We start from the raw sequence: 10,689 nt of genomic DNA, 5'->3' as shown, positions 1-10,689 counted from the left end.
TTCAAAGAACAATCTTTTCTTTCGTTGTTTCCGCGTGTGTCTCGCGGCGACAAGAAATAATATATCACAGGGGCCCAATTAAATGCAACCCCTTTTTGAAAGTTTTTTTAAAAACTTGTTTTTATCGATAAGAACGTGCATTTAGCGCGTAACGCGACAGTTCTTTAGGGGAGGCAATACGGGCATACATCCGGAAGATGATTTTGTATCTTCTCGTTATGGCTTGCTTAATATCCCCATCTAATCGGGAATCATTTAAATCAAGCAGCATTTCATCCAGTTCTTTGCGAAGGACGTAGTCGAGTTCTTTGCATTCTTTATCGTTGAATAGTATTCCGAGCATAGCCGTGAGCGACCTCCTTTAGTTGTAAAGCGCAACAAGCCCATCCAAAACGAACAAAAAAGCAACATCTAACGCCAATGCGTTTCGACACTGCTTTACTGTTATGCTCAAATATTGGAAAAATTATTACATCGTTAACAACCATGTTGTAATTGTACTTTCTATAACCGCTGCAATGAGCAGCGTTATCGTCAATATAACCATGACGGGAACGGTACGAACAACGAAGCTCTCAAGCTCACGTCCTGACTTTTCCTGTTTTGACCGAGCGAAAAGGATGGATCCTCCCGCTTTTAAGACGAGCACCCCGAACCGCATGCCATAAGCACAAGCTATAATGATCGCCGGGATTTCCAATATGCCATGCGGCAGCAGCCCTTTAATTACGAGCTCCGCTACGAACCCGCCGCCATGCAGCTCCGCGCTTGTTTTCAGCAGATAGCCGATAAGCATCCCGTTCACAACTAGAAAGAAAAACGGCAAAATGCCAAACAAAGCTCCCAAATACATGACCAAAATCGATTTTATCGCATTGTTCAAGAAGATGAAAATAATCATCGTCAAGGTAGGATTTCTTGAATTGTCGATCATATTGGCAAGCTGGCCAAGTCCCTTCAGCTGCTCATCCAGAAATGCTTTGAATGTCGGATTCGTGCCCCCAACGACCATTCCAGCTAAAAATAATATCGTGCCAAATGCAATATAGGGATTCATTTGCTTAAAATGCTCCCATATCAACCGCCATTTAAACATTTTATTTTCCTCCGCACTATGTAAGTTGGCAACATGGATGAATATCTTTGTTGTACGAGCATAGATTGTACTACAAGCGTAAATGACTGCAGCCTTCCATGGAGGCAAAAGCTCGTTTCGCGATAAAAGATAAGCGAAGTATAAAGGTCGGATTTATACTTTCTTATCTTTGTACAAGCTTCCATTAGAGAGGAGTGCCCTTCCCCATGAACGTTTTTTATGTTTTGAACGGTCGCAAGTTGAAACGGTATTTTTTGATTACGATCGCCCTTGTCTTCTCAGTCGGCATTATTTATGCCGAGCGCGACAACATCACCGTATTCGCACCGCAGCAGCCGGCTGCCATCTACAGCGTACCCACTGACAAAAAGGTTGTTGCCCTTACCTTCGACATCAGCTGGGGCGAGAAACGAGCGGAGCCTATTCTTAATGTACTAAAGGAAAAGAACATTAAGCAAGCTACCTTCTTCTTATCCTCGCCTTGGAGCCAGTCGCATCCTGATATCGTCAAAAAAATTCAGGAAGCCGGTTTTGAAATTGGCAGCCATGGACACAAGCATGATAATTACAGCAAACTCAGCGATGAGGAAATTCGAAAGCAAATCACCACTGCGCACACCATCTTGTCCGACGTTACTGGCAAACAACCGAATTTAATAAGGCTGCCTAACGGCGATTTTGACAAACGGGTACTGCGTATTGCAGAAGAGCTTCAATATAAGGTCATCCAATGGGATACCGATTCACTCGATTGGATGAATATTGGCACAGACAAAATTATTAACCGCGTTGTGACGCGTGCTCACCCTGGCGATATTATTTTGTTCCACGCAAGCGATTCCGTAAAGCAAACTCATGAGGCGCTGCCGACCGTCATTGATCAGCTCCGTGACAAAGGCTACGACTTCGTAACGGTATCCGACCTTATCACACAAACAGAAATCGACGGCAAAGCTGTGCAGGATAAGACTTCGTCTACATTCCCGCAGCTCGATGCCGCCGAATTCGAATACTAAGCGCTATACGACCGGCTTTGCGGCAATTGCTGCTGAGTCGGTTGTTTCTTTTTTGACCAGACGATGCATCATCATGATTTGGTATGCATTGCAAACGAATAAAGGAACCATCATAAAGACAATGGCGGATACGTTTGTTTCCCCTTGAAGAGCTGGCCAAGCCTCGATAAAGGTAACGACAAACATAAGGAACATCGTAGGAACAAAGGCTGTTTTATTCGTTTGCTTAACCTTGAACCATGATACGACGCCGGAGAAAACAAGCAGGATAAGCGGCAGCGTCCAGAAAAACCAGTTATTCATGCGCTGCTCGTACAATAAATAGCCAAGTCCGGCTGCTGCAAAGATCGTCGTATACCCTTGAAGCGCATTCCATAAATATTTTTTGCCGAATACGCTTAGGGCGATATAGTTCAAGGTTAAATAAGCGAAAAAGCCCATCTGGCTAAAGGCTCCGATCATTAAACCAACCAATGCCATCATTAAAGCGTTGAACCCTACTGCTTTGAAGCCTAAAAAGCCAAACTCCGGATCGACCCAAGCCATGATCGCGCCGGTTATTACGCAAGCGAGCGCGCCGACTACCATGCCGCTCCAAAATAAAAAGAACCACTTTTTTAAATTCACGTTCATTATCCTCCTGAATGTTTATAATGGCCCGCTATCTAACCATCTCATGCTCATTATTTTCGCTGCAAAATGACTGCTCATGATGCCTACTCCCATAATCGTTGTTAAGTTGCTTCCGCAATACCCTTTATTTTACCACGTTCACAACAAAAAGCTAACGATTCTCCATGATAATACGGTGAACAATGTGCATAATAAGACCATGATCAATCACTTTTAGAACGTTTTGCTTATCCAAACGGATTACAGCTGTACGGACATAGAAGGGAGCATGCTAAGATGCGTATGAGGTGGGTTTTATTGTCGGTTATCTCCGCAATGATGTTTATGCTTGCAGGCTGTGGCGCCGAGTCATCAGGAGGTAGCAATGAGCAGGTCAGCTACAAGGACTTGAAGTCCATGGTTATCGACATTTTAAAGACGGAGGACGCCCAGAAGGCTTTACAGGAATCCTCGCAGCAAATGTCCGGTTACGGCGGGCAAACGTCAAAGCTGCTGTCGGTGCAGGATCAAGAAGAGGTTCGCATAGCGGTAAAAGATGTGCTTATCTCTCCTCAATACGATAAGGTCATCAAGAAGCTTATGGTGGACACTCGCTTTGCGGGTGAATTTGCGAAATCCGTAAATAAGCAAAATAAAGAGATCCATAAGGAATTGATCAAAGACCCTTCTTATCAAGCCGATTTAATTAAAGTGCTTAAGAACCCTGAGATGGATAAAATGATTCTCGAAGTGCTGCAAAGCACGCAATATCGCAAGGAAGTCATGTCCCTCATGCAGGAATCGATGCAAAATCCGCTATTCCGGCTTGAAGTGCTTGATCTGATGAAAAAAGCGGTTCAGGAAGAGCTTAAACCGAACCCTAATGAGAAGGTCGACAAGAAAAAGGATAAATCCGGCGGTGAAGGAGGAGATTCTGGCGGAGATTCCGGTGGAGACTCTGGCTCGGATGAGGAAGGCAGCGATTCCGGCATGTAGCACCCATTAGTTAAAAATAGCCCGAACTGGTTGTCCCCATAAGACAACCGTTCGGGCTTTATTTATTGTAGATCGTTATTTTACTCGCACTTGCTTAGCACACGATCCGCTAACTCCAAGTACAGTCTGCCTGTATCGGTATCCTCTTTGTAAACGGATGGGGCAAAATCAGGCTCAGATACGTGATTGTCCGGAGCGCCGAGCGGAATTTGTGCCATTAGATCAGCATGAAGCGTCTCAGCAAGGCGAGCGCCTCCTCCGCGGCCAAATACATATTCCTTCTCCCCGGAGGTCGTAGATACGTAATAGGACATATTTTCGACGATGCCGATAATCTCATGCTCGGTCTTTAGTGCCATAGCGCCTGCTCTTGCCGCTACGAACGCTGCGGTGGCATGCGGCGTCGTTACGATGATTTCTTTGCTCTGCGGAATGATCTGATGCACGTCAAGCGCAACGTCTCCCGTGCCTGGGGGCAGGTCCAACAGCAAATAGTCCAGCTCGCCCCACTCGATTTCTTGGAAAAAATTGCGGAGCATCTTGCCTAGCATCGGTCCGCGCCATACGATCGGGCTGTTGTCTTCGACGAAGAAACCCATCGACATCACTTTGACGCCAAACTTCTCGATCGGAATGACTCGCTCGTTCACCACATCCGGGCGCTCTTCGATTCCCATCATATCGGGAACGCTAAAGCCGTAGATGTCGGCGTCGATAATGCCGACACGCTTGCCCCTGCGGGCTAAGGCGACCGCAAGATTGACGGTCACCGTCGATTTGCCGACGCCGCCTTTGCCGCTGGCGACGGCGATGAACTTCACTCCGCTGCTAGGGTCCAGCAGCGGGTTGGCAAGGCCGGCCCCGTGGCCCTGCACGGGCGCGGCGCCGCCAGTTTTGCCGGCAGCGGCGCTAGCCGCAGCCGCTGCTTGAGCTGCCGCAGGCGGCGGCGTAGACGCGCCTGCGGCAGCGGCAGGCGCTGCCTCGGCCCGAAACCGGAAGTGCACGGTTTCGGCGCCCAGGCGCGCCAGCGCCTCGCGGAGCGAGGCCTCCAGCGCGGGCTGCGCAGCCGCGCTAACCCCAAGGACCGTCATCGAAACTTGACGGTCCCGAACCATTACGTCGCGGATGGTGATCTCATCCGCCTTGTGCCCTGCCGTCACCAATTCGACGGCCTCTATAACTTGCTCACGTGTCAACATAGTATGTGTCCCACCTTTATATAATCAAAACTATATAATAGTCATTATAACACAGGAAACGAATCAACCAAGCTATCCGCTGACAAGCCGCCGCGTTTTTCCGTCAGCACGATCAATCAGTCGTTACTTCCTCCTGCAATACGCTGCCGCTCAGCTTCTCGCCTGAAGCGTATCTCAAAATGCCTTCATAGATGGATGCTGCCACCTGTCTTTGATATTCAGTATCAGCAAGCCTCTGGGATTCTCCCGGATTGGATAGAAAGCCCACCTCAACAAGCGCTGTTGGTATATCCTCAATAGCTTTGAGCACGTACACATCCTTTACGGTAGCCGCGACCCGCGTCGTATTTTCCAAATTACGCTTGATCTCATCTTGGATGAAGGTTGCCAATATCTTATTGTCCGGATGATTGGCAGGATGGAAAAAGGTTTGCGCCCCTGTCCATTTGGCCGACGGAATGCTGTTCATATGTATGCTAATGACAGCCGCTGGCTTGCTATTTTTAATAAGCGCCACACGTTTCTTCAAATCCTCTGTCTTCCGCTTGCTGTAAGCCCGCGCATCCCCCGTTGCAAGGTCGTAATCCCCTTCCCTCGTCATGACGACCATAGCCCCAGCCTGCTGCAAATAATCACGCAAATAGAGCGCGATGGCGAGATTCAAATCCTTTTCGATGATCCCTTGTTTGCTGATTGCGCCTCCGTCCACTCCCCCATGGCCAGCATCGATTGCGATGGTCTTCCCTGACAAAGGCAGCGTCCAATAAGACCATGTTTTTGTTGACGGCATGGATTGCGTAAGCAATATGCCTGTCAATGCAATAACCAACAGTCCGATCCCGATTCGTATGAGACCCTTATACGTCAACCAAATGACTACATGCCGACTGATTCGGCGCATAAAAAAACCACCCCGTTCTCCATCAAATGAATAAGCGGCAGCATTCAGCTTCGCTTTAAGCTTAATGCACACTTTCATTTATATGGGACGAGATGGTCGTTTATGAGACAATCCTTATGCAAGTCTTAATATTAGCCTACTGGCTGCTCGGACATGCCTTCGATCAAAATTCGAGCTGCCTCGGGACGGGAGAATTCAGGTAGCGACACGGTTAAGCAGTACGCCGCCGTGCAGTAGTATTTGACTCATTGATGTAATTGCTTTCTATGGTTGCTTATTTATGCAATCCGCATTCTGTTTTTTCTTGTCCAGCCCAACGTCCAGCACGCGGATCTTCGCCTGGCATTACTTTGCGTGTGCACTGCTCACAGCCAATGCTCGGATAGTTTTGGTCATGCAGCGGGTTATATATAACATCATTCTCACGGATGTAGTTCCAAACATCTTCACTCGTCCAATGAGCAATAGGGTTGAATTTCACGAGTCCGAATTTTGTATCATATTCGATTTTTTTGGCATTGGCACGTGTAGGCGCCTGATCACGGCGAATACCGGTAATCCAAGCTTCGTATTTGGAAAGGATATTAGTCAAAGGTTTTACTTTACGAATGTTGCAGCAAGCGTTCGCATCGGACTTCCAAAGCTCTTCGCCAAACTGTGCAATTTGCTCTTCAGGCGTAATTTCCGGTTTTACTTCTACAAAAGGAATGCCAGGGTAACGCTCTACCATACGGTCGCGCGTCTCATAGGTTTCCTTGAAATGAAAATCGGTATCCAAGTAGAAGATATCTGATTTGGGGCTAATTTTTTGCAGCATGTCAACGAGTACAACGTCCTCTGCGCCAAAGCTGCAAGCGAAAGTGATATTAGGGAAAGTTTCAACCGCAAACGCAATAATTTCTTCCGGTGTCGCGTTTTCGAACTCAACTTCCTTTTGCTTAATAAGCGCTTCTTTTTCAAAAAGGTTCATTTGTACGCCCTCCGTTAATAATTCCTATTGAATTAGTCTGTATAAAAATTATACGTCCCATACGCAAAATGTTCAACATAAGTTTTCACCAAATTGAAATAAAGTTTTGGGAATTAATTTTAGGCACAAAAAAATGCCCTCTCTGGCAAGCAGAGAAGGCATTCGTTGTATAGATATTAACGTTTCGAGAATTGTGGAGCGCGACGAGCCGCTTTAAGACCGTATTTTTTACGCTCTTTCATACGCGGATCACGTGTCAAGAAGCCTGCACGTTTAAGAGCTGGACGGAATTCAGGGTCTGCTTTAAGCAAAGCACGGGAAACACCGTGACGGATAGCGCCCGCTTGACCTGACATACCACCACCGTTAGCGATTACAAGCACATCGTATTTCGACAATGTGTCAGTAAGGTTAAGCGGTTGTTTTACGATCAATTTCAATGTTTCTAGACCAAAATATTCATTGATGTCGCGTTTGTTAATAATGATTCGTCCTTCACCCGGCACAAGACGTACACGTGCAACAGAGTGTTTACGACGACCGGTTCCATAGTATTGCACTTGAGCCATGAAACTTGTCCTCCTCTTTATTACCCGCGAAGTTCGTAAACTTCAGGGTTTTGTGCTTGATGTGGATGTTCCGCACCTGCGTATACTTTAAGTTTAAGCTTCATTTTGTCGCCAAGACGGTTCTTAGGCAACATGCCGTGTACAGCCAGCTCGATAACGCGCTCTGGCTTGTTTTTGATCATCTCTTGTGCCGGAGTAGCTTTCAAGCCACCGGAGTACATGGAGTGACGGTAGTAAATTTTATCCGACATTTTTTTGCCTGTCAGATGGATTTTTTCAGCGTTGATAACAACAACGAAATCGCCTGTATCAACATGTGGTGTAAATGTCGGTTTGTGTTTGCCGCGGATCAGGGCAGCAACTTCACTCGCCAAGCGGCCTAGCGTTTTGCCTTCCGCATCGACGACGAACCATTTACGATCAACTTCAGTTGATTTAGCCATATAAGTGGTACGCATGGATGATCCTCCTTAATTTCATACATTAATCGTTTTATAACAACGTAAAGACGTTGGTTTGTTTATTCATTGTTGATAGCCAAGTTTGTGACGATCTCAGTCGGGGCTGTGGGTTAGCCACTTCGAAAGCACAAGTTATATTCTACTATAAAGTATGTGTAAGTGCAAGTAATTTATAGTGATTTATCCCTGTTTTTCGCTGGAATATTCAACATCCATCAGCATCAATCCGTGCGGCATAGCCGTAGGACCTGCGAGCGAGCGATTTCGACCCTCAAGGATGCTTTTTATCTCAGATGAAGCCATTTTCCCTTCGCCAACCCATAGCAAAGTTCCCATAATGACGCGAACCATATTGTACAAAAAACCGTTGCCTGTCACGTACATATGCACGATCGGGCCTTCCTGCACAAAGTCTGCTTCGTAGATCGTCCGAATGTGATGAGGCTTAGTAGAATGAATCGATGTAAACGAGGTAAAATCATGCTTCCCAACAAGGTAGCTGAGCCCCTCGCGCATCGCCTCTACATCAAGCGGCGTCGGATGATGAAACCGGTACTGGCGACCAAACACATCTGGAAACTTTCCGGTATCAATCGTATAACGATACGTTTTGCGCTTGGCGGATCTCCTTGCGTGAAAATGCTCCGGCACATCGAACGCTTCAATAATGACAATGTCCTTCGGTAATCGCGTATTAAGCGCGATCGCCCATCTCTCTGTCGGAATCGTAGATTCCGTATAGAAATTGAACATCTGCCCCTGTGCGTGCACTCCCGCATCCGTGCGCCCCGAACCGATAATAATGGTCGTCTCGCCCGTAAGCTTCTTAATGGCCTTCTCTATTTCACCTTGAACCGTTCTGCCGTATGGCTGCGTCTGAAAACCGTTAAAGCCCGACCCGTCATAGCTGACCTTTACGCAAATATTCCTCAACCTGTTCCCCCCTTAACTAAAGGGATTACTAAGTCCCTAAATCCTCTTTTCAAAAAGGATCTCGTGGCGCTTCGCCCTCTGCACACCCTAGAGATGTCGCATAAGCTCATCTATCGCTCTTTGGTTGCTTTTTCATGCAGCAGCATCATTTGCCTACTCGGCCGCTTACATGACGCTCAGGACTCGTTAAAATCATGATCTCATGCAAGAGGCGTTTCGTTCACATTGCTGCATGCCGAAAAAGTTTAATCAACATGATTAACCATTCAGATAGGCAAATAAAAAAAGGTGGCCGCAAGGGTCCACCCTTTTCACTAAAATACAAGAAGTACCGGGCTGACCCAAATACTTGGCTTATATCTCATTGCGTTAGCGTGCTTATACCGCCAGAGGAGGCATAAGCCGTTTACGCTCGCGTATAAAGCTTGGACAAGGTTTAACGCTGTGGACAAGCTTATACATTTTCGTGTTGTGCAGTACTACGCGCGGTCAACCAATTCCAGGTAAACCATAGGCGCAGCATCGCCGCGACGGGGTCCTAGTTTTAGAATACGTGTGTATCCACCTGCACGCTCCGAGTAACGGCTAGCTAGTTCGGAGAACAGCTTTTGAATAGCGTCTTGTTGTCCGTCAACGGACTCACGACGTACATAAGCTGCTACTTGACGACGAGCATGAAGATCACCTTGCTTAGCTTTAGTGATCAGCTTCTCAGCGATAGAACGAACTTCTTTCGCTTTAGCTTCAGTCGTTTGAATACGCTCATAAAGGAACAAGTCAGTAACGAGGTCACGGAACAAAGCTTTCCGTGCACTAGCGTCACGTCCTAATTTTTGATATGCCATCTTGTTTTCCCCTCCCTTGCTCTTTTGTCTATTCTTGTTGGTTTACTACTCTTCCATGCGTAGGCCAAGACCTAGCTCTTCAAGCTTCTCTTGAACTTCCTCAAGGGATTTGCGTCCGAGGTTACGAACCTTCATCATGTCCTCTTCGGATTTCGTGATTAGCTCTTGAACAGTGTTGATACCAGCGCGCTTCAAGCAGTTGTAAGAACGGACGGAAAGATCAAGTTCCTCGATCGTCATCTCTAGAACTTTCTCTTTCTTATCTTCTTCCTTCTCAACCATAATTTCCGCGTCTTTGGCTTCATCGGTTAATCCAACGAACAAGTCCAAATGCTCGGTCAAAATTTTAGCGCCGAGGCTTACAGCCTCTTCCGGTCTAATACTACCGTCAGTCCATACTTCAAGCGTGAGCTTGTCGTAGTTAGTTACTTGACCGACACGAGTATTTTCTACGCTATAATTTACGCGAGTAATTGGCGTGTATATCGAATCAACGGGAATTACCCCAATCGGTTGTTCGTCCTTCTTGTTGCGGTCCGCTTGCACGTAACCGCGTCCCCGATTAGCAAATACCCGCATATGGAGCCGCGCGCCGGAGGCCAAGGTTGCGATGTGAAGATCAGGGCTTAAAATCTCGACATCGCTGTCTGCTCGAATGTCGCCCGCTGTAATATTCCCTTCGCCATCCGCGTCGATTTCCAACACCTTTTCTTCATCGGAGTGGATTTTCAACGAGAGGCCCTTCAGGTTCAGAATGATCTCGGTAACATCCTCAATCACTCCGGGAACCGTAGAGAACTCGTGAAGCACTCCATCGATTTGAACCGAGGTTACTGCTGCACCCGGCAACGACGACAACAAAATCCGGCGAAGCGAATTTCCTAGCGTCGTGCCATATCCGCGCTCAAGCGGCTCGACGACGAAACGTCCGTAAGTTCCCTCATCATTCAGTTCTACGGTTTCGATTTTCGGCTTTTCGATCTCAATCACTAATAGTACCCTCCTTCAAACGTCGCTCCGTTACCTTACCGTTATTTTAAGTCAAATCTTGTAGTATGCCAAACCTTCACAACCATTATTCACAAGTTGTT

General features: G+C 46.9%; 13 protein-coding genes. 2 read left to right on the top strand and 11 right to left on the bottom strand.

The features are described 5' to 3' along the window. Nucleotides 1-121: 121 nt before the first annotated feature. Together A7975_RS11355 and A7975_RS11350 are read right to left on the bottom strand one after the other, a co-directional pair. Nucleotides 122-343 carry a hypothetical protein gene (locus A7975_RS11355; protein ID WP_053373934.1) on the bottom strand — a complete coding sequence of 74 codons (222 nt, stop codon included), beginning with the start codon at nucleotides 341-343 and terminating at the stop codon, nucleotides 122-124. Between the two features lie 126 nt (nucleotides 344-469). Then, nucleotides 470-1,096, bottom strand: a complete 627-nt coding sequence (locus A7975_RS11350; protein ID WP_065385177.1) for a stage II sporulation protein M — start codon at nucleotides 1,094-1,096, stop codon at nucleotides 470-472. A gap of 206 nt (nucleotides 1,097-1,302) precedes the next feature. Here A7975_RS11350 and pdaB point away from each other — a divergent pair, with 206 nt between their 5' ends. Next, complete coding sequence (gene pdaB / locus A7975_RS11345) at nucleotides 1,303-2,112, top strand: polysaccharide deacetylase family sporulation protein PdaB (RefSeq protein WP_053373932.1); 810 nt, start codon at nucleotides 1,303-1,305, stop codon at nucleotides 2,110-2,112. Nucleotides 2,113-2,115: 3 nt separating this feature from the next. On the opposite strand, the gene A7975_RS11340 is transcribed toward pdaB, so the two are convergent. Continuing rightward, nucleotides 2,116-2,739, bottom strand: a complete 624-nt coding sequence (locus A7975_RS11340; RefSeq protein ID WP_053373931.1) for a KinB-signaling pathway activation protein — start codon at nucleotides 2,737-2,739, stop codon at nucleotides 2,116-2,118. 282 nt (nucleotides 2,740-3,021) lie between these two features. Between A7975_RS11340 and gerD the strand changes: the two genes are divergently transcribed. Further along, nucleotides 3,022-3,720: a spore germination lipoprotein GerD gene (gene gerD, locus A7975_RS11335; protein WP_053373930.1), complete on the top strand. Its 699-nt coding sequence runs from the start codon at nucleotides 3,022-3,024 to the stop codon at nucleotides 3,718-3,720. Nucleotides 3,721-3,800: 80 nt separating this feature from the next. On the opposite strand, the gene A7975_RS11330 is transcribed toward gerD, so the two are convergent. From A7975_RS11330 to A7975_RS11295, 8 genes are all read right to left on the bottom strand, one after another. Then, complete coding sequence (locus A7975_RS11330) at nucleotides 3,801-4,919, bottom strand: P-loop NTPase (RefSeq protein ID WP_065385176.1); 1,119 nt, start codon at nucleotides 4,917-4,919, stop codon at nucleotides 3,801-3,803. 112 nt (nucleotides 4,920-5,031) lie between these two features. Then, a complete protein-coding gene (cwlD, locus tag A7975_RS11325) occupies nucleotides 5,032-5,820 on the bottom strand; it encodes an N-acetylmuramoyl-L-alanine amidase CwlD (RefSeq protein ID WP_053373928.1) in 789 nt (262 codons plus the stop codon). Between the two features lie 274 nt (nucleotides 5,821-6,094). Then, nucleotides 6,095-6,790 carry a phosphoadenylyl-sulfate reductase gene (locus tag A7975_RS11320; RefSeq protein WP_053373927.1) on the bottom strand — a complete coding sequence of 232 codons (696 nt, stop codon included), beginning with the start codon at nucleotides 6,788-6,790 and terminating at the stop codon, nucleotides 6,095-6,097. A gap of 176 nt (nucleotides 6,791-6,966) precedes the next feature. Further along, on the bottom strand, nucleotides 6,967-7,359 hold the full coding sequence (gene rpsI, locus A7975_RS11315) for a 30S ribosomal protein S9 (RefSeq protein WP_053373926.1): 393 nt from the start codon (nucleotides 7,357-7,359) through the stop codon (nucleotides 6,967-6,969). Between the two features lie 20 nt (nucleotides 7,360-7,379). Beyond that, complete coding sequence (gene rplM / locus A7975_RS11310) at nucleotides 7,380-7,817, bottom strand: 50S ribosomal protein L13 (RefSeq protein ID WP_053373925.1); 438 nt, start codon at nucleotides 7,815-7,817, stop codon at nucleotides 7,380-7,382. Between the two features lie 183 nt (nucleotides 7,818-8,000). Further along, on the bottom strand, nucleotides 8,001-8,753 hold the full coding sequence (gene truA / locus A7975_RS11305) for a tRNA pseudouridine(38-40) synthase TruA (RefSeq protein WP_053373924.1): 753 nt from the start codon (nucleotides 8,751-8,753) through the stop codon (nucleotides 8,001-8,003). Between the two features lie 479 nt (nucleotides 8,754-9,232). Beyond that, nucleotides 9,233-9,598: a 50S ribosomal protein L17 gene (rplQ, locus tag A7975_RS11300; protein ID WP_053373923.1), complete on the bottom strand. Its 366-nt coding sequence runs from the start codon at nucleotides 9,596-9,598 to the stop codon at nucleotides 9,233-9,235. Between the two features lie 45 nt (nucleotides 9,599-9,643). Then, a complete protein-coding gene (locus tag A7975_RS11295) occupies nucleotides 9,644-10,588 on the bottom strand; it encodes a DNA-directed RNA polymerase subunit alpha (RefSeq protein ID WP_053373922.1) in 945 nt (314 codons plus the stop codon). Nucleotides 10,589-10,689 lie beyond the last annotated feature (101 nt).

Origin of the sequence: Bacillus sp. FJAT-26390 (genome assembly GCF_001682865.1) — a bacterium.
Classification (GTDB): domain Bacteria; phylum Bacillota; class Bacilli; order Paenibacillales; family Paenibacillaceae; genus Pristimantibacillus.
Note: the sequence above shows the minus strand (reverse complement) of the source record. Positions and strands in the feature narration are given on the sequence as shown.